This window comes from Aliivibrio sp. 1S175 (genome assembly GCF_001690985.1).
Taxonomy (GTDB): Bacteria; Pseudomonadota; Gammaproteobacteria; order Enterobacterales; family Vibrionaceae; genus Aliivibrio.
The window spans coordinates 190,561-208,636 of record NZ_MAJS01000046.1; the positions used below are offsets into that span (position 1 = coordinate 190,561).

Consider the following 18,076-nt stretch of genomic DNA (forward strand, 5'->3'; position numbering starts at 1 on the left):
AATAGAAAGAAGTATCTATATATAACTAGGGTAGAAAGAAAGGGGGGAATAAAAGCAGTATATCCATACACTGCTTTAAATTTATGTTGTTACGCGTTATTTAGCATATCTAGAGCAACCGCTTCAGCGATCTTAATTCCATCGATACCAGCAGATAAAATACCACCCGCATAACCCGCACCTTCACCACCTGGGTATAATCCCTTAGTGTTGATGCTTTGGAAATCTTTACCACGTTTAATTTGCACTGGAGATGAAGTACGTGTCTCAACACCAGTTAGCATGGCATCTTTACTGTCAAAACCACGGATTTTCTTAGCAAATGCAGGTAGAGCTTCGCGGATTGCTTCAATCGCAAAGTCTGGTAATGCATCACTAAGATCCGTCATCTTCACGTTAGGCTTATAAGATGGTTCAACGTTTTCAAATGGTTTACCTTTGCCTGCGGCTAAGAAATCACCCACCATTTGAGCAGGAGCATCATAATTGCTGCCACCCATAACATACGCATTACGCTCTAATTGACGCTGAAGTGCAATACCTTGCAGCGGATCGTTATTAAAGTCTTCAGGTGAGATACCAACAACGATTGCACTGTTTGCATTACGCTCACTACGTGAATATTGACTCATGCCGTTAGTTACTACAGCATGTTCTTCTGACGTAGCGGCAACAACAACACCACCCGGACACATACAGAAGCTGTATACAGAACGGCCATTTTTACAGTGATGCACGAGTTTATAATCGGCAGCGCCTAGAAGTGGGTGACCTGCATTTTTTCCAAAGCGTGCTTGGTCAATCATTTCTTGTTTGTGTTCAACACGGAAACCAATCGAGAATGATTGAGCTTCCATGTGTACGCCTTTATCATGCAACATTTGGAATGTATCACGTGCACTGTGGCCGATAGCTGCAACAACGTGTTTACTATTGATGACTTCGCCACCGTTTAGTGTCACGCCCGTTACTTGCCCGTCTTCGATATTGATTTCATCAACGCGGCTTTCAAAGCGAATGTCTCCACCCAGCTCAATGATCTTGCTACGCATTTGTGAAACCATGGTCACTAATTTATAAGTACCGATATGAGGCTTACTTACATAAATGATTTCAGCAGGTGCACCGGCTGCAACAAATTCTGTTTTTACTTTAAGTCCTAGGAAACCTGGATCTTTCACTTGGCTGTATAGCTTGCCATCAGAGAAAGTGCCTGCGCCGCCTTCACCAAACTGAACGTTTGATTCTGTGTTTAATTCACTGGTACGCCAAAAACGGAAGGTATCTTTTGCACGTTCGTGTACTGATTTGCCACGTTCTAATACGATTGGTTTGAATCCCATTTGCGCTAAGATAAGTGCAACAAATAAACCACATGGGCCCATACCAATAACAATAGGGCGCTCAGTTAAATCAGCAGGAGCAGTGGCAACGTATTTGTATTCTGTGTCAGGTGAAACACGAATGTTATGGTTGTCTTCAACGTTGCCTAGTAGCTGCTCTTCATTCACGTCTTGTAGGGTAATATCTAGCGTGTAGATTAAGAAAATTTGATTCTTTTTACGTGCGTCATAGCCACGTTTAAATACATGGATATCAACCAGCTGCTCTTCAGTAATAGACAGTGTACTTAAAACTGTATTTTTCAGTTCGTCTTCACTGTGATCCAGCGGTAATTTAACTTGGTTGATACGTATCATAATTCACCTGATAGTTGGCATGAAAATAAGCGCGTAGTTTACGTGATCTATCTCAAAAATGTAATCAATATTACCGCTTAAAAACGGCAAAAATACTCATTTCATATCACACCGTGCCAATGATATTTTTTTGCTAATTTTTTCAATAAGTTTATTTCATTTTCTGAACTCACTTTTAACCATTCGATTAGATCATCAATTACGGCTGAATGGGTGCGTTGGTGTCCGAAATATGTCCATGCGCTGTGCTGTATTTTTGCATTTTCAGGGCAATAAAAGAAACCTCTGTCCAACTCTTGAAGTATGAGTAAGAGATCCGTTACGGTAGCGCCTTGTCCTGATAAACAGGCACTCAACGCTAAATCTAATGAAAGAAAACTGGTATTTCTTATTTGTTGATATGGGGAACTTGCCATATCTGCTAGCCACATTTTCCAATCATGATGGTCCAAGGTTGGGTGCAGTCGTGGCATGGTTAATATCGAATCCACATTTGTGTGTTCCGTTACGATACTGGCGGCACAAACGGGAGCCATAAACTCTTCTCGGAGAAGAAACATATTTGGTCTGTTGTCATAATAATCTTTTAAACGAGAGTGAAAGATCAACAGGTCATAGTCTGGGTTATTTAGGCATTCATCTTCTTCCAAAGAAGGGATGATAACGATTTCGTAATCAGGGTAACGTTCATTAAGCTCTCGAACCTTAGGGATGAGTATCCGAGTCGCAAAGCTGAGCGTTGCTTTAATAACGATTCGTTTCTGTTTTGGTTCTTGCCAAGATGAAATGATTGATTCTAACGTGGAATAGTTACCTTGTAACGCATGATAAAGATCTAACCCTTGTAAAGTCAGTTCGATGGCTCGATGTTTACGTATAATTAAGGATGCATTGAGGTCATCCTCAAGCTGTTTTACCTGCCGACTTACCGCACTTTGTGTCACATTAAGTTCGTTTGCTGCTGAGGTGAAGCTCATTAGGCGCGCTACGGATTCAAAGGCTTTTAGGCCGTTATGTGAGTAAGGTAAATTAGGATAAGGAGTCATAATCTCTTCGCATGAGTTTTTGGAATGTCAGTGTGGCGGATATATCAATTGAATACTAGCGCTTTACACTTTAACTTTGGCCCTAATCAATAATGTCGCGATATAATTATAAGAACGTTCACCTTTATGAAAAAAATACTCTCATTAGCATTCCCTCTCATCATCTCACAACTTATTTCTATGGCTTTGGTATTGACTGATGTATGGATGATGTCGCGTTTAAATGTTTCCGCATTGGCTGGCGGTGGTTTGGGTGCCTCTATCTACTTTTTCATTTTTATTATTGGCAGCAGCACGGTTGGTTGTGTCGCCAATTTAATTGCGATTGCTTATGGGCAGCGCTTGGCAAGACCTGATTATGGTAACCAGCAGATCCGCTTAGCGGTTAAAGGGGCCGTATTATTGTCTGTGTTATTAAGCGTTGTTCTTATGTTTCTTTTTTCGTATGCACCATTAGTATTAAGGGCGGCAAATCAACCAGAAGAAATGATCACTTTGGCGATGGAATACGTTCACGCTTTAAAATGGGTTATGTTTCCATCACTCATATTACTTGTGCTGCGAGGCTTAACCAGTGCATTGGGCAATGTGAGGTCGATTATGGTGATGTCAGTGATTACCGTGATTCTTAATGTACCTATCAGTTATGTATTAACGTTTCAATTTGATATGGGTCTTACCGGTTTAGGATTAGGAACGGCAATTGCGGCGTTTATAGTGATGATTGGGTACGGTTTATGGGTATTTAAGCAAGCAGAGTATCAGCCGTTTTCCCCTTGGTTACATCTTGACGAATATTCATTGAAGTTAATGAGCCCCTTGCTCGTGATGGGATTACCTATTGCGGTAGCCGCATTACTTGAACATGGCTTAATTTACGGTGGCACTCTAATGGCTGGAACAATAAGTATTGCTTCTTTAGCGTTACATCAAATCCTATTACAGTGTTTAAGTTTTACATGGAATTTTAACTTTGGTTTCTCACAAGCCTCTGCCATTTTAGTGGGGCGTGATTTTGGTTCTGAGAATTATGAAGGAATAAAACGCACTTCGTTGCACAGTTTTATGTTGGTCACGGTATTAAGTGTATTTTTATCTGCTCTTTTCATTATCTGGCCAGAAGCGGTGGCAAACTTGTTCTTATTGGATGATGGAAGTAATAATATGTCTGAATTACTGTCGTCTGTTATTTGGGTTGTCGCCTTGTGTTTCATTGTAGATGCATGGCAATTACTTGCGATTAACTTATTGCGTGGAATGAAAATTGTCTCAATGCCAACAGTTATGACAGCGATAGGTTATTGGGTGTTTGGTTTACCCGCGGCATGGTTCTTAATGCCATTGTTTGGATTGGCTGGAATTTGGGCCGGTATTGGGGTCGGATTAGGTGTAACTGGCATATTGTTATTGATTCATCTAATGGTGGCCATACGTCGCTATAATCATATAGGCAGTCATTCGTTGAATTAAAACACATCGTAAAAGACAATAAATTTCATTTAAGCATTCAACAGTTAAATATGTTGAATGCTTTTTTTATTTATATTATTCACTCTAATATGTTGTTTTAGTTGCATACTCACATCTTTCACACTCTCTATAGCTGACATCACAAATTCATTAAGTCTTCATACACACAGAATTAATAGGGGATTATAATGGACAGAATAGAATGTTGCAGACCACTATTCGCCCACGCGTCTAATCTGTGTTTATAAAAGGAATTTATGATGATTCACACGATTCAAGAAACGGTATTTACGTATTCTCAACCATTGTTTGAAGATTGGAAAAAAGGTGCAAATACTTGGCTGCCTTCTGAAGTCTCTGTCCCTATAGAAATAGATGCTCAGCGTGATGAATATTTTGGTTCATACTTCGCTTTATCTCAATATATGAAGAAAGGGTGGTTAGGCACTCCGTTTTATGCATTAGGTAATAGGGAGGTGGATAACCCGATGTATACAGAAGGGCGAATTTTACTCGCCCAATATATAAACCCGAATAAATTATCTCTTTTTAAAGGATTACGAACAGGGTTAACGTCAGGAGAGCCTGATTTATTCTTATACCGACCTGATGGCGCCATATTGTTTGTTGTGGTAAAAAAAGAGAATGAATACCTTTCGGATGCAGAGTTAATTTGTTTATCCAACATTAAATCAGTCTTGGAGTGTGAGGTTGAAGTCGCCTACCTGGCAGAAGAGGACTGCAATTATGTTCCGAAGAGTTATGATATTAAGGTGGTTCAATTTCCTAACCCATTAGGAGTGTAAGACAAAGTGACTGATATAGGGGTAACAATGAATAAGATAATAGATAAATTAGCTTGGATTTACCTAGAAGATGGAAAGTTACTTACTGTGCGTTCTAAGGGGAAAGCCTTGTTTTATCTTCCTGGTGGAAAACGGGAATCAGGTGAAACTGATGAGGAGGCTTTGGTTCGAGAGATAAAAGAAGAGCTATCCGTTGATTTAAACGTTGATACCATCAAATATGCAAATACGTTTACCGCCCAAGCCGATGGGAAAGACAAGGGAGTATCTGTTCAATTGACGTGCTATTTTTCAGAATATGAAGGAGAGCTAGCCCCTGATGCAGAAATTGAAGAAGCTAAATTTTTAGACTTGTCTGAGAAAGCGTTATGTTCACTAGCAACATTAGTGACTATGGATTGGCTTGAAGAAGAAAATCAATTAATCGGTAAAGAAGAAACTAGTGAGGTATAAATGGTAATTTGGCCAGCAATAGTAAAATTTGATGGTGATCCTGAACTTGATTACATCTCTGATGAAAAGAAATGGGAAATAGAATCTGAATTACATTATTTAGGGTATCAGGATAAAGACATATTGATTGATTCTACTGGTACGATATTTAGCTTGAATGATCCAAGTAATAATTCGACGAAGGTTATTAATAGCAATAAAACGATAGCGGTGGACGCTTTACTTGATCTTATTAAAGCACATCAGTCTTCATTAGGTTTATGTTGTGCTGCTAAAGTGGGTTTTAATTCAATAAAAGAGGCCATTAATTCTGTTAAAGAATGATGTAAACCTCGAGGTATAAGGGTATCTCGAGGTTTATATGAAAACATTATGAGCATGAACCGCAACAAACCCCTGGTTCACCGTGTTTTCCTTTTTGTTCTGCTTTAGCGTCTTCAGTGCTTTTAGTTGACGCTTGCTGTTGAATTACCGCTTTTGTTTCTTTGTTGGTTTCTTCTTTTTTGAAAATCTTTTTAAGTGAAAATGTCATAAGAACTCCTGATGGTTAATAAGGTGTATTTTAGATGCATCTTATTAATTATTTGTTGATTAGTCAAGAGTACATTCTTATCACTCTTAACCCATCTGATATTTAGATGGTATCTAACTATTCCTGGAATGGCGTGGTTCTTAAATATCAGCCTAGTTGAAGCCTTTATTTTAGATATTGGTCTCGTTGTGTTTTATCTGTTTTATGCTTATATCTATAACTTGGCTTATGATAAAGCTTTCCCTATACAGCATAAAACTCAGTTAAAGAATGAGAACGTAACAATATAGTTTTATTTGGTTGGATTTAAATAGGGAGTCTCGTTTAACAAGGAGTGAGAATGAGTCATAAATTGTCAGATTTTAGTGTGCATATCCCTATTGATCGTGAATTGATGGATCTTCAAAACCAAGTAAAAGAAAAACTCTATGATTTTAATCATAGTCGCCCGTCGCAAAGTGTACTTAGACAAGAATTATTGGATGATCTCTTTGGAAGTAATAAAGGAGTTACCATCATTCCTCCTTTTTATTGTGATATGGGGAAAAACATTCGCTTTAAACAAGGCGGTTTTTTAAATACAGGTGTCACTATTCTTGACCTTGCTACCGTAACTATCGGTGAATACGTTCAAATTGGGCCAAATGTGGTTATTAGCACTGCCGGGCATCCTTTTGATCTTGCTGAGCGAGTGCTTCCTATTGCTACAGGTAATCCTATTGTTATTGGTGATAACGTATGGATTGGTGCCAACAGTGTTATTCTTGATGGTGTAACAATAGGGGATAGAAGTATTATTGGTGCAGGAAGTATAGTAACGAAAGATATTCCTTCTGATTGTGTTGCTGTTGGTAATCCTTGTCGTGTAATTAAGTCAATTTCTCATAGTAAAATGCCGACAAATGAAGAATTAGATGAAATGTGGTTGCCATTGTTTGACGCACATAATTAAAGATAGAATTAACATTTGTTCTTTTTTTGAACAAATGAAGGTAATAGTGATCGTGATAGCATTTTGTGTTTATAAAGTTATCTAAACTCTTAATGGAAAATTTATTTTTGAAGTTTGAGTAAGATTATCAAACAAACAAGGAGGTAACACATGGATAATGTAGCGATTGCATTGCACCAATTAAATAGGGCCATTGATCTTTACTTTAATCAGCAAGATTTTATCAGCACAATAACATTGAGTAATGCCGCTCAGACTCTTTTATTAAAGAAATGGATCGTTGATAGCCAAGCGAAAGCCTGTGAAGATGTTATTTTTAATTCAACCGAGTCTTCTGAATTTTTACAATACGGTTATAAAATGGATTCATGCATTTCATTTTCTGCGCTAGATAATAATGAAGAATTAGAAGATAAAGCTCATCAAATATTAATGCGATGCTGTGATAATGTAATGAGGTTAAACCTCCCTCGAAGCAAAGAGGTCTCTGCCTTTATTCGTATGAAAAGTAAAATATTCATATAGCGCATTTAAATACTGGTGTTGTGAATGTTAACCTATAGGAGGAGGCTCGTGTCGTCCTTTTTAAGCCCTCCTTGCCCAAGTAACCGTTTTTCTTATCCAGGGTTCTTTGTTTTACTTTTATTCACCACAGGTTCTGTTTTACGTCTTAAAACTCGTCTTTATTATGCCTTTAAGTTTTTGTTTTTTATGAGTTTATAATTATTGGTATTTGTAATGGATACTGGTAATCTTTCCCTAGATAAATTCAGAGGACAAGATATGGCGACCTACAATGAAGTATTTGAAAAAGTAGATTTCTCACGTCAAGATTTGAGTGAGTCCTATTATGAAGGATGTAAGTTTTATTGCTGTAATTTTAGTCGAGCAAACTTAAGAGACGCTAGATTTATAGATTGTTCTTTTATTGAGCAAGGTGCCATTGAAGGTTGTCATTTTGATTACAGTGATTTACGAGATGCTTCTTTTAAAAGTTGCCGTTTAACAATGTCTAATTTTAAAGGCGCAAATGGATTTGGAGCAGAGTTTAGAGATTGTGATTTAAAAGGCGCGAATTTTGTCCAAGCAAACTTTGTAAATCAAATAAGCCACCAAATGTATTTTTGTTCTGTTTACATCACTGGTTGTAACTTGTCTTATGCGAACTTTGAACGTTTATGTATTGAAAAATGTGATTTGTTTGAAAATAAATGGAATGGCGCCAATCTACAAGGAACCTCATTAAAAGGTTCTGATCTTTCCCGTGGTTCTTTCTCTGAAGATGCGTGGGGGCAATTTAGAATGCAAGATGCTAATTTATGCCATTGTGAATTAGAAGGCTTGGATCCCCGTAGAGTTGATTTAACAGGCGTTAAAATTTGTGGTTGGCAACAAGAGCAGTTATTAGAACCACTGGGTTTAGTCGTTTTACCTGATTAATAGGAGAGTGCGATGAGTAATTTGTTTACAAACCTTCCTAATGATCTCAGCAATGAGGTATTTACTGATTTAGTGACAAGTCATTTTGTGCGTATAGAGAGAATAGTATCGTCAGGCCAAAGCTCTCCTGAATCTGGTTGGTATGATCAAGATGAGAATGAATGGGTTTTAGTACTTGAAGGTTTTGGTACGATTGTATTTGAAGATGGTACAGAGAAAACCTTATGTAAGGGAGATTACTTAACTATCCCTGCACATCAAAAACATAAAGTGAGTAAAACAGACCCTGATAACATCACTATTTGGTTAGCGGTCTTCTATTGAGTAAATGAAGATTCTTACATTTGGGCCTTTAATCGTTTACTCTGTCTTCTCTATTAATAGAACGGAACCAATATAATGACTCAAACACTGACGATTGTTGCAAGAATTGAAGCACAAGAAGGCAAAGCGGAATTTGTTAAAGCAGAAATGCTTAAGTTACTTGAACCGACACGTAAAGAAGTCGGTTGTATTCAGTATGATTTACATCAAGACAACGACAACCCATGTGTATTTGTGTTCCATGAGCAATGGGAAAGCGAAGCGCTTTTACAAGACCATTTAGATAGCGCTCATATAGCTGAGTATGTAAAAGCAGTAGACGGCTCAGTCGCCTCATTTGTGCTTAATCGTATGACAAAGCTTTAATAGAGATTGAATACTGATAATTTATTCGAGACTGCAAGCTTATTGTATAGCGAATAAGTTATGAGTAAGAAAAAGCCACTCACGTATCATCATGAGTGGCTTTTTTATATCTTATGTATTTATCAGTATCGACCCCTTAGAAGGAAAGGAAGATACCTGCAACTGTTGCACTCATTAAGTTTGCTAATGTAGCAGCAAAGATGGCTTTCATGCCTAAACGGGCAATATCAGGACGACGACTTGGTACAACACCACCTAACCCCCCCATTAACATGGCAATAGAGGTTAAGTTTGCAAAACCGCATAAAGCAAAAGTGACAATAGCTTGAGAGTGTTCACTCAATTGGTCTTTAACTGTCATTAAGTCAGCAAAAGCAACGAATTCATTAATCGCGATTTTCTTACCAATTAAACTGGCAGCAACCGTTGCTTCTGACCATGGCACACCGATTAACCAGGCGACAGGGGCAAATAGGTAACCAAAAATAAGATCTAAGCTTAAGTTTTCAAACCCAACTAACATTCCTATTTTATGTAATCCGCCATTCAATAGAGCGATAAGACTGATAATAGCTAATAAGCTGGCACCAACAGCAAATACAATTTGTAAACCGTTCAATGCACCTTGAGAAGCCGCATCAATAATATTGACAGGGGCATCATCAACACAATCATCTTCGTATTGGTCTGTTTCGTTAATGTCTTCAGTTTGAGGGACAATGAGTTTTGCCATCATTAGGCCTGCTGGTGCAGACATAAAGCTTGCTGCGATTAAGTAACGTAATTCAACACCTAAACCTGCGTAACCGACCATTGTGCCACCCGCAACGGATGCTAAACCACCCACCATTACGGCAAACAATTCAGAACGAGACATTTTAGCAAGGAAGGGGCGTACAACTAACGGTGCTTCAACTGAGCCAACAAAAATATTCGCGGTTGCTGACATTGATTCTGTACGAGTTGTGCCAAGGAAGCGCTGTAAACCGCCGCCAATAATTTTAATGATCCATCCCATTATACCTAAGTAGTAAAGAACAGAGATTAGCGCTGAGAAGAAAACGATGGTAGGCAAAACGTTGACGGCAAAAATAAAGCCTAGTTTGTATTGGGCTAAATCACCAAAAAGGAATTCTGTGCCTACACGTCCATAAGCAATAATGTCTGAAACAGCAAGAGAGATACTATTAAGGATAGTTTGGCCAATTGGCACGTAGAGGATGAATCCGGCAAATAATAACTGAATTAAGAACGCGCCTAATACAGTGCGCCATTTGATGGCTTGTCGGTTTTCTGAAAAAAGAAACGCAATCGCGAATAGGCAAACAATGCCTAAAATACTGACCAAAAAGTCCAAGGTCAAACTCCAATAGTATTTAGTTGATGATTGCGGGGGTATTCTAGTCAAAAATAAAAGTGTGACAAGGATCAAGATGTTATTGAAACTACATAGCCATAACAAAAATAAGGTAATTTGTTTATAGATCCATCAATAAATACTCATTTGAGAGGTTTGTCACATATAAAAGAGTCAGTTGTTACTATATGGGATAATGGGTGCGATTAATTACGATTATTATCCCTAAGGTAGGGTGTTTTTTTATCGATTAATCTAATTAACAATGATTCAAAAAGTTGATTAGGTAACCATTACACATTATCAATCTTCTCTGCATTAATGTGGTGGCGAACAAACTCCATAAAGATGTGTACTTTTTTGGCTAAGAATTTACGACGCGGATAAACAGCGTAAAGAGGCATTGATTGATTTAATTCCCAATCAGGAAGAAGTTGCACAAGCTTACCAGTTCGTAATTCATCAGAAAGCAGATAAGTCGCTATATAGCCTATACCATTACCTGATACGGTCGCGTTACGAATCGCATCGGCAGAATCAATTCGATAATTACCCGATACTTTTATTTGTAGATTCTCATCTCCTTTATGGAAACCCCATACATTATCTTTACGCTCACGACTCATGTACGTTAGACAGTTATGCTTTTTAAGATCGTAAGGGTGATAAGGGATCCCATGCTTAGCTAGATACGTAGAGTTAGCGACAAGCACAAAATGACAATCAATTAGATGCCTTGCTACAAATCCTTCAGGAGGGGAATCCATCACACCTATCCATAAGTCTAATTGCTCTGCAATCACATCGATCTTATGATCAAACAACGTTATCTCTATATTAAGCTGTGGATAGCGCTGATGAAGCTCAGAAAGATAGGGCAATATATGATTGGTTGCAAAAGACTGCGCGATACCGACACGTAATTTACCATTCAATGTATCTACGCTAGAAAGCAATTCATTTTCGGCTTCGTTAATTTCATCGGCGATATTGGCACAATGCACTGCGAACGATTGACCTGCTTCCGTAAGAGAAAAAGAGCGCGTGGTTCGCTGTACTAGCTGAACACCTAAACGCTCTTCAAGAAGTTGGATTTGTAAACTGACCTGAGTTCTTGAAATATCAAGAAGTTGAGCGGCTTTGGTAAAGCTTTTTTGTTGAGTAAGCGCATTGAATACGATCATTTGTTTAGCTTGCTTTAGCATGGGCTTCTCTATGGGCATTTTAACAGTTAAAAGGTCAACTCTATTGTAATAGAGCGATGGGATTGAATAAAGTGTGTAATATCTTTGTTTTACGTGGTCTATTGAAAAATACACTGTTTTTTCATGGTAAAGTTTGGTTATGAAAGAAGTTTATTAAGGAAGATTGAATGTTATTTCCATATAAGAATATAGTTATATTAACGGGTGCTGGCATTTCAGCAGAATCAGGTATTCAAACCTTTCGTGCAAATGATGGCCTGTGGGAAAACCATAGAATTGAAGATGTCGCTACACCGGAAGGTTTTTTTAAAGATCCCGATTTAGTTCAAGATTTTTATAATAAGCGCCGTGCATTATTAAAAAGCAATGAGATCAAACCAAACGCAGCCCATAAAGCATTAGCGAAGCTTGAGAGTGAGCTTGATGGCACGGTGACTATTGTGACTCAAAATATTGATAATTTACACGAACGTGGTGGCAGTTCAAATGTGATTCATATGCATGGTGAGCTAAATAAGATCCGCTGTGAAGAATCAAACCAAGTTATCGGCTGTACTGATGATATCCATACCGGCGATCTTTGCCATTGTTGCCAGATACCTGCGCAGCTACGCCCTCATGTGGTGTGGTTTGGTGAGATGCCATTAGAGATGGGACGAATTCATGATGCGTTAAATAAAGCGGATTTGTTTATTTCTATTGGAACGTCAGGTTCTGTGTATCCCGCTGCAGGGTTTGTTCATGAGGCCATGCTTCATGGAGCTCACACCATTGAGATTAATCTAGAGGCAAGTGCCGTTGATGATGAGTTTGAAGAGAAACGTTATGGGAAGGCGGGTACGCTCGTTCCTGAGCTAGTTGCGGAACTATTAGAAGCATAAAACGAACCTAAATCGATATAATACAAAAAAGCCAATGAAGTATTTGTTCATTGGCTTTTTTTGTTTTATTTATGACTTAGTCAAAAGTAAAAATAATATTACATATCTACTTTTAGGCGTTGGAAGTATTCATCATAAATAGAACTTGCAGAGCCTACTTCATCTTGCCACTCGCCTGAATCCATAACTTCTTGTGGTGGGAAGATATTAGGATCATTAGCAAACGCTTTAGGAAGAAGAGGATATGCAGATTTAACTGGCGTAGGGTAGCCAATTTCTAGCGCAATTTTTGCTGCATTTTCAGGGCGAAGTAAAAAATCTATCATTTGGTGTGCAGCATCTACATTTTTCGCACCAGAAGGAATCGCTAGGCTATCCATCCAAAAAATAGTGCCTTTATCAGGCCATACGATTTGAATATTAGCACCTTCTTCACGAGCCATATAAGCAGAACCGTTCCACAACATACCTACGCTTGTTTCGCCAGCTAAGTATGGATTTGCAGGGAAATCAGAATTAAATACCAATACGTTTGGCATTAATTTTTTCAATTCTTCGTATGCAGCTTTGATTTCGTCAGGATTAGTTGTATTTCCTGAGTAACCTAATTTAGTTAATGCCATATGGAAGACTTCACGTGAGTCATCCATCATCATTAATTGGCCTTGCCATTTTTCATCCCAGAAGTCATTCCAAGAATGAAGCTCATTCGGGTTCATCATATCCGCATTAACACCGATACCCGTCGCACCCCAAATATAAGGAATAGAGTAGTTGTTGTTTGGATCGAATGGTTTGTTCAAATAGTTAGGATCTAAATCTTTGAAATGTGGCAATTTACTTTTATCAATTTTTTGTAACATACCTTCTTTGCGCATTTTAGACACAAAGTAAGTTGAAGGAACAACTAGGTCGTATCCTGAACCTTGAGTTTTTAACTTAGCGTACATGCTTTCGTTAGACTCGTATGTAGAATAATAGACTTTGATGCCGGTTTCTTTTGTGAAGTCTTCTAGTACTTCATTAGGAATATATTCTGACCAGTTGTAAAAATAGAGCTCTTTATCTGCAGCTTGTGCATTACCAGCGATTAAGGCTGCAGCGCACAGTCCTGTAGAGACGAGAGTGGTCCACTTTTTCATTTCCTTCTCCTATATCAGAGGGATTTCCATTAATTAGCCGAGCATTATACCAATATTTGAGACAGACTTCATGGGTTTATAAATCAAGGGCTTGATATAGATTAGTTTTTGAGGAAAGAAAGGGGGGGGATAGAGATGAATAAGCATAAATCTTGAGTATAAAAATGGCAGCGTAAACGCTGCCATTAATTAAGGTCAGTAAAGGGTTAGGTTACTGTCCGGCTTTCAGTTTTAAGAAGTACTCTTCGTATTTCACTGTCATATCACCAACGGCAGATTGCCATTCAACACGGTCAAGATCTTCTTGAGAAGGGAATAATGGCGCTATATCTTTAAATTTGTCATTTGATGCTTTAACAGCAGTTAGGTAACCAGTATCTTGAGAAATACGTGCTGCAATTTCAGGGCGAAGTAAGAAATCAATCATCTTATGTGATGCTTCTACGTTTGTCGCGCCAGATGGAATTGCAAAGTTATCAACCCAACCAATACCACCTTCTTTAGGGAAGATTAGCTTAATTGGTAATCCTTCCGCTTGTGCAGCCGCCGCTGAACCATTCCAAAGCATACCAAGACCAACTTCGCCTGCCATGTATGGAGCAGCAGGGTTGTCTGAGTTAAACACCAATACGTTTGGCATTAGTTTTTGTAGCTCAGCGTAAGCTTCATCAATTTCTTTTGGATTGGTTGAGTTACCTGAGTAACCTAATTTGCGCAATGCAATATGGAATACTTCACGAGTGTCATCCATTAGCATTAATTGACCTTCAAACTCTGGGTTCCAAAGATCGCTCCAGCTATCGAAATCATCTGGATTATACATTTCAGTATTTACAGCAAGACCTGTAATGGCAACTACGTGTGGGATAGAGTATTCATTCTTTGGATCGAATGCTTTATCTAAATAGTTTGTATCTAAACCATTGAAGTTTGAAATTTTTGATTTATCAATTGGTTGTAGCATTTTTTCGTCACGCATTTTTGCTACAAAGTAAGTTGATGGTACAACTAAATCGTAACCTTTATTATGCGCTTTCATTTTTGCGTATAAAGTTTCGTTAGACTCATAAGTAGAGTAGATAACTTTAATGCCAGTTTCTTTAGTAAATTCTTCTAAGATATCACTGTTGATGTATGGTCCCCAGTTCATGAATACCAATTCATCATTTTCTTTTGCGTTAGCAACATTGATTGTTAGTGCTAATGCACAGGCGGTTCCAGTAAAAAACGCAGCCATTTTGTTCATTGATTGACTCTCCATTAGAGTGATAAAAAAGGAGACATGTCGAACAAAAGGCATGTCTTCCAGATTTTATTGCTTATATTAAGCAATTAATTTTTAGATTTACTTTATTTTTTCTCTTGCTAGCAGTTGTGATATTACAACTAAAGCAAGTGAAACAATTAACATTACCGTCGCTAGGGCGTTCACTTCAGGTGAAATGCCCACTTTAACCATTGAATAAATCTTCAGTGGTAAGATTTCGTAAGTTGGCCCCGTTACAAATGAACTGATAATTACGTCATCTAACGAAAGCGTAAAACTTAGTAACCAACCAGCGGCAACGGCTGGTTTTGCTAGTGGTAAGATAATCTGTTTTAGAATTACCCATTCACTTGCACCTAAATCACGAGCCGCTTCTAGCATCTTCACGTCAAAGCCTTTTAAGCGGCTATAAACAGTGACCACTACGAATGGCAGGCAGAAGGTAATGTGAGCAATTAATAAGGTTAAAAAACCAAGTTCAAATCCGATAACTAAGAAAATAGCTAATAATGAAATTGCCATCACGATATCTGGTGACATCATGACGATAAACAATAATCCATTAACGAATTTCTTGCCTTTAAACTGATAACGAAATAGGGCAACCGCTGTCAAGCTACCAATCACGGTTGCTGCAGTACCTGAAATTACTGCAATGGTAATTGAGTGCCAAGCGGCTTGCATTAAACTGTCGTTATTTGCTAGAGCTTCATACCACTTAGTAGTAAAACCTCCCCATTTCATGCCAAACTTACTTGCGTTAAATGAGTTCGCAATTAAAACGATGATTGGTAAATATAAGAAAATATATACCAAGCTCATGAAACTGAATTTTATAGTGCGTCCCATTAATCTAGATCCGCCTTTTTATTTAATAACTTGCCTGCACGATAGTATGCGTACAGCATTAATGCCATTGCTAGAGTTAGGGCAATACTGGTTGCTGCGCCAAATGGCCAGTCTCGAGCATTAAGTACCTGACTCTTGATAACATTACCAATCAATAGATTTTTCGCGCCACCTAACAGGTCAGAAATATAGAACATACCTAATGCTGGTAATAGAACCAATAAACAACCACCGATAATGCCTGGCATAGTAAGCGGTAAAACAATCTTCCATAACGTTTGAAGTTTGTTTGCGCCTAAATCACGAGCGGCTTCTAAATAGGTGCGATCCAACTTTTCGATTGCTGAATATAATGGCAAGATCATAAAAGGTAATAGGATATAAACCAAACCGATCATAACCGCGCTTTCCGTATACATAATTCGCATTGGTTTATCAATGATATCCATTGCGATTAAGCTTTTATTCAGAATACCTTGGGTGCCTAACACTATTTTTAAGCCGTAAGTACGGATCAATGAGTTAGTCCAGAAAGGAACAATGATTAAAAAAAGCATAAATGGACGCCATTTTTCTGGCATTTTTGCAACAATGTAAGCAAATGGGTAACCCACAACTAAACATATTAGTGTTGCAACAATGGCCATATAAAATGAATGCCACAGTACTTTTGCGTATAAAGGATCAAAAAGACGCAGATAGTTATCTATCGTAAACGTCATTTCAATTAAATTTGCTTCATCACGAGTTAGGAAACTGGTGCCGATGATCATTACATTAGGAATGAAAACGAACAGCAGTAACCAGGTTACGATAACAGTGATGATGATATTTTGGAGATTAAACTTCTTGTTCATCTGCTAACACCACTTCCCAGCTTTCAACCCAAGTAATTGCTACTTTTTGACCTAAAGAGTGATCAACATCAGGATCATCTTCATTAAAGAACTCACTGATCATGACTCGCATCCCTGAATCTAATTCAAGAACAGAATCTAATGTCATGCCTTTATAAGTACGTTCGCGAACATACCCAGTAATGCCTTTAGTATCTGATTCTTTAATTTCTTCAAGTCGTAAATCTTCAGGACGCAACAGCACTTTTACTTTATCTCCTGGATTTACATCCAGTTCACAGTAAACAGTTGCTGATGTGTCTTCAATTTCTGCTTTAATACGTTTGTCATCAAGACGTTCCAGCACAGTGGCTGCGAATACGTTGATTTCACCAATAAAGCGAGCAACAAATAGGTTCTTTGGTTCTTCATAAATTTCACGAGGAGTACCATCTTGTTCGATAACACCATCACGCATTACAATAATACGGTCTGACATCGATAGGGCTTCTTCTTGATCGTGAGTTACAAAGATAAAAGTAATACCCAACTGACGCTGTAGTTGTTTAAGCTCAATTTGCATTTGTTTACGTAATTTGTAATCAAGTGCAGATAACGATTCATCTAATAATAGAACCTTAGGCTTATTTACTACTGCGCGTGCAATAGCAATACGTTGTTGTTGGCCACCAGATAACTGATGCGGCTTACGATTTGCCATTTGAGCAAGACGTACCATTTGCAATGCTTCCATTACTCTTGGTTCGATGTCTTTACTTGGAATGTTTTGCATACGTAAACCAAACGCAACGTTTTCAAATACCGTCATGTGTGGGAATAGGGCATAGCTTTGGAATACAGTATTCACATGCCTCTGCTCTGCGGGTATTGACGTTACATCCGTCGAATCCAGTAAAATTGTTCCTGCATCTGCAGTTTCAAAACCTGCTATCATGCGCAACACTGTGGTTTTACCACACCCTGATGGCCCAAGAATGGTTAGAAATTCACCGTGGTTAACATCTAGATCAAAATTAGATATTACTTCTTTGCCATCAAAACTTTTTGAAATGCCTGTTAATTTAATAACGGCTTCTTTTTCGGATTTTTGTGTAACGTTCAATGTCTTTTTATCTCCGCCTTCGGGTAGTGATACCGCGCTTAGTATTATGAATGTAAGATGGGATTTCGGGCGCATAATAGACCCCAAGTTATCATATTAAAAGTGTTTTTTATTTGATAACCCTATTTTTTTTTAAACTCTTTGTATTTTAGCGCTTTAGTGTATATATGTTGAGCTTAATTATAGACAAAATTCAGTAAGTTGGTTGGTTTTGTTACAATTAAAAGTCGTTGTTTTCAAAGGATTAGTTAAATTCTTTTTTTTGATTACTGCACTAGGAGGATGAAAGCCGTATAATCGCCTCATGTTTTATTGTGGTATATAGAA

At 38.0% G+C, this 18,076-nt stretch carries 20 protein-coding genes and 1 pseudogene; 11 read left to right on the forward strand and 10 right to left on the reverse strand.

Annotated elements, in window-relative coordinates:
- Positions 1–89: 89 nt before the first annotated feature.
- Together A6E06_RS13840 and A6E06_RS13845 are read right to left on the reverse strand one after the other, a co-directional pair.
- Positions 90–1,700, reverse strand: coding sequence for an NAD(P)/FAD-dependent oxidoreductase (locus tag A6E06_RS13840; protein WP_065591153.1), 1,611 nt, complete (start codon positions 1,698–1,700; stop codon positions 90–92).
- Positions 1,701–1,801: 101 nt separating this feature from the next.
- Positions 1,802–2,746 (reverse strand): LysR family transcriptional regulator, encoded by a 945-nt coding sequence (locus A6E06_RS13845; RefSeq protein ID WP_065591152.1) that lies wholly within the window; start codon positions 2,744–2,746, stop codon positions 1,802–1,804.
- Positions 2,747–2,872: 126 nt separating this feature from the next.
- Between A6E06_RS13845 and A6E06_RS13850 the strand changes: the two genes are divergently transcribed.
- The 4 genes from A6E06_RS13850 (at position 2,873) to A6E06_RS13865 (ending at position 5,799) form a co-directional block, all read left to right on the forward strand.
- Positions 2,873–4,216, forward strand: coding sequence for an MATE family efflux transporter (locus A6E06_RS13850; protein ID WP_065591151.1), 1,344 nt, complete (start codon positions 2,873–2,875; stop codon positions 4,214–4,216).
- Positions 4,217–4,473: 257 nt separating this feature from the next.
- Positions 4,474–5,022, forward strand: a complete 549-nt coding sequence (locus tag A6E06_RS13855) for a VRR-NUC domain-containing protein (RefSeq protein WP_369688357.1) — start codon at positions 4,474–4,476, stop codon at positions 5,020–5,022.
- 27 nt (positions 5,023–5,049) lie between these two features.
- Complete coding sequence (locus A6E06_RS13860) at positions 5,050–5,475, forward strand: NUDIX domain-containing protein (protein WP_065591149.1); 426 nt, start codon at positions 5,050–5,052, stop codon at positions 5,473–5,475.
- Positions 5,476–5,799 carry a DUF4144 family protein gene (locus A6E06_RS13865; protein ID WP_065591148.1) on the forward strand — a complete coding sequence of 108 codons (324 nt, stop codon included), beginning with the start codon at positions 5,476–5,478 and terminating at the stop codon, positions 5,797–5,799.
- 46 nt (positions 5,800–5,845) lie between these two features.
- Here the strand turns inward: A6E06_RS13865 and A6E06_RS13870 are convergent, their stop codons facing one another.
- On the reverse strand, positions 5,846–6,007 hold the full coding sequence (locus A6E06_RS13870) for a CCGSCS motif protein (RefSeq protein ID WP_065591147.1): 162 nt from the start codon (positions 6,005–6,007) through the stop codon (positions 5,846–5,848).
- A 113-nt stretch (positions 6,008–6,120) separates the two neighbouring features.
- Between A6E06_RS13870 and A6E06_RS13875 the strand changes: the two are divergent.
- The 6 genes and pseudogenes from A6E06_RS13875 to A6E06_RS13900 form a co-directional block, all read left to right on the forward strand.
- A pseudogene (locus A6E06_RS13875) lies at positions 6,121–6,297 on the forward strand (chlorhexidine efflux transporter); the annotation flags it as partial.
- A gap of 50 nt (positions 6,298–6,347) precedes the next feature.
- Positions 6,348–6,959: a sugar O-acetyltransferase gene (locus A6E06_RS13880; RefSeq protein ID WP_065591146.1), complete on the forward strand. Its 612-nt coding sequence runs from the start codon at positions 6,348–6,350 to the stop codon at positions 6,957–6,959.
- A gap of 150 nt (positions 6,960–7,109) precedes the next feature.
- Entirely contained in the window at positions 7,110–7,484 is a 375-nt protein-coding gene (locus tag A6E06_RS13885) for a hypothetical protein (RefSeq protein ID WP_065591145.1), read from the forward strand.
- A 258-nt stretch (positions 7,485–7,742) separates the two neighbouring features.
- Positions 7,743–8,399 carry a Qnr family pentapeptide repeat protein gene (locus tag A6E06_RS13890; RefSeq protein ID WP_065591321.1) on the forward strand — a complete coding sequence of 219 codons (657 nt, stop codon included), beginning with the start codon at positions 7,743–7,745 and terminating at the stop codon, positions 8,397–8,399.
- A 12-nt stretch (positions 8,400–8,411) separates the two neighbouring features.
- Complete coding sequence (locus tag A6E06_RS13895; protein WP_065591144.1) at positions 8,412–8,723, forward strand: cupin domain-containing protein; 312 nt, start codon at positions 8,412–8,414, stop codon at positions 8,721–8,723.
- Positions 8,724–8,798: 75 nt separating this feature from the next.
- Complete coding sequence (locus A6E06_RS13900; RefSeq protein ID WP_065591143.1) at positions 8,799–9,089, forward strand: putative quinol monooxygenase; 291 nt, start codon at positions 8,799–8,801, stop codon at positions 9,087–9,089.
- Between the two features lie 136 nt (positions 9,090–9,225).
- On the opposite strand, the gene A6E06_RS13905 is transcribed toward A6E06_RS13900, so the two are convergent.
- On the reverse strand, positions 9,226–10,446 hold the full coding sequence (locus tag A6E06_RS13905; protein ID WP_065591142.1) for a NupC/NupG family nucleoside CNT transporter: 1,221 nt from the start codon (positions 10,444–10,446) through the stop codon (positions 9,226–9,228).
- Between the two features lie 293 nt (positions 10,447–10,739).
- A complete protein-coding gene (locus tag A6E06_RS13910; protein WP_065591141.1) occupies positions 10,740–11,651 on the reverse strand; it encodes a LysR family transcriptional regulator in 912 nt (303 codons plus the stop codon).
- Between the two features lie 167 nt (positions 11,652–11,818).
- On the opposite strand from A6E06_RS13910, the gene cobB reads away from it, so the two are divergent.
- Positions 11,819–12,532 (forward strand): Sir2 family NAD+-dependent deacetylase, encoded by a 714-nt coding sequence (cobB, locus tag A6E06_RS13915; protein ID WP_065591140.1) that lies wholly within the window; start codon positions 11,819–11,821, stop codon positions 12,530–12,532.
- Positions 12,533–12,630: 98 nt separating this feature from the next.
- Here the strand turns inward: cobB and A6E06_RS13920 are convergent, their stop codons facing one another.
- The 5 genes from A6E06_RS13920 to potA form a co-directional block, all read right to left on the reverse strand.
- Positions 12,631–13,674 carry an extracellular solute-binding protein gene (locus A6E06_RS13920; RefSeq protein ID WP_065591139.1) on the reverse strand — a complete coding sequence of 348 codons (1,044 nt, stop codon included), beginning with the start codon at positions 13,672–13,674 and terminating at the stop codon, positions 12,631–12,633.
- Positions 13,675–13,885: 211 nt separating this feature from the next.
- Complete coding sequence (locus A6E06_RS13925; RefSeq protein WP_065591138.1) at positions 13,886–14,920, reverse strand: extracellular solute-binding protein; 1,035 nt, start codon at positions 14,918–14,920, stop codon at positions 13,886–13,888.
- Positions 14,921–15,019: 99 nt separating this feature from the next.
- The gene (gene potC, locus A6E06_RS13930; protein WP_065591137.1) at positions 15,020–15,790 is read right to left on the reverse strand and encodes a spermidine/putrescine ABC transporter permease PotC; all 771 of its coding nucleotides are present in this window, start codon (positions 15,788–15,790) and stop codon (positions 15,020–15,022) included.
- The gene (potB, locus tag A6E06_RS13935; protein WP_065591136.1) at positions 15,790–16,647 is read right to left on the reverse strand and encodes a spermidine/putrescine ABC transporter permease PotB; all 858 of its coding nucleotides are present in this window, start codon (positions 16,645–16,647) and stop codon (positions 15,790–15,792) included. The genes potC and potB overlap by 1 nt, the downstream gene beginning before the upstream one ends.
- The gene (gene potA, locus A6E06_RS13940; RefSeq protein ID WP_065591320.1) at positions 16,631–17,749 is read right to left on the reverse strand and encodes a spermidine/putrescine ABC transporter ATP-binding protein PotA; all 1,119 of its coding nucleotides are present in this window, start codon (positions 17,747–17,749) and stop codon (positions 16,631–16,633) included. The genes potB and potA overlap by 17 nt, the downstream gene beginning before the upstream one ends.
- Between the last annotated feature and the right edge of the window lie 327 nt (positions 17,750–18,076).

Coding starts and splice junctions, on each gene's coding strand:
- A6E06_RS13910 (WP_065591141.1), bottom strand. CDS start 11,651: ATGCTAAAGCAAGCTAAACAAATGATCGTATTCAATGCGCTTACTCAA.
- A6E06_RS13855 (WP_369688357.1), top strand. CDS start 4,474: ATGATGATTCACACGATTCAAGAAACGGTATTTACGTATTCTCAACCA.
- A6E06_RS13900 (WP_065591143.1), top strand. CDS start 8,799: ATGACTCAAACACTGACGATTGTTGCAAGAATTGAAGCACAAGAAGGC.
- potB (WP_065591136.1), bottom strand. CDS start 16,647: ATGAACAAGAAGTTTAATCTCCAAAATATCATCATCACTGTTATCGTA.
- A6E06_RS13840 (WP_065591153.1), bottom strand. CDS start 1,700: ATGATACGTATCAACCAAGTTAAATTACCGCTGGATCACAGTGAAGAC.
- A6E06_RS13890 (WP_065591321.1), top strand. CDS start 7,743: ATGGCGACCTACAATGAAGTATTTGAAAAAGTAGATTTCTCACGTCAA.
- A6E06_RS13895 (WP_065591144.1), top strand. CDS start 8,412: ATGAGTAATTTGTTTACAAACCTTCCTAATGATCTCAGCAATGAGGTA.
- A6E06_RS13860 (WP_065591149.1), top strand. CDS start 5,050: ATGAATAAGATAATAGATAAATTAGCTTGGATTTACCTAGAAGATGGA.
- A6E06_RS13880 (WP_065591146.1), top strand. CDS start 6,348: ATGAGTCATAAATTGTCAGATTTTAGTGTGCATATCCCTATTGATCGT.
- A6E06_RS13885 (WP_065591145.1), top strand. CDS start 7,110: ATGGATAATGTAGCGATTGCATTGCACCAATTAAATAGGGCCATTGAT.
- potC (WP_065591137.1), bottom strand. CDS start 15,790: ATGGGACGCACTATAAAATTCAGTTTCATGAGCTTGGTATATATTTTC.
- A6E06_RS13850 (WP_065591151.1), top strand. CDS start 2,873: ATGAAAAAAATACTCTCATTAGCATTCCCTCTCATCATCTCACAACTT.
- A6E06_RS13845 (WP_065591152.1), bottom strand. CDS start 2,746: ATGACTCCTTATCCTAATTTACCTTACTCACATAACGGCCTAAAAGCC.
- cobB (WP_065591140.1), top strand. CDS start 11,819: ATGTTATTTCCATATAAGAATATAGTTATATTAACGGGTGCTGGCATT.
- A6E06_RS13865 (WP_065591148.1), top strand. CDS start 5,476: ATGGTAATTTGGCCAGCAATAGTAAAATTTGATGGTGATCCTGAACTT.
- A6E06_RS13925 (WP_065591138.1), bottom strand. CDS start 14,920: ATGAACAAAATGGCTGCGTTTTTTACTGGAACCGCCTGTGCATTAGCA.
- A6E06_RS13870 (WP_065591147.1), bottom strand. CDS start 6,007: ATGACATTTTCACTTAAAAAGATTTTCAAAAAAGAAGAAACCAACAAA.
- A6E06_RS13920 (WP_065591139.1), bottom strand. CDS start 13,674: ATGAAAAAGTGGACCACTCTCGTCTCTACAGGACTGTGCGCTGCAGCC.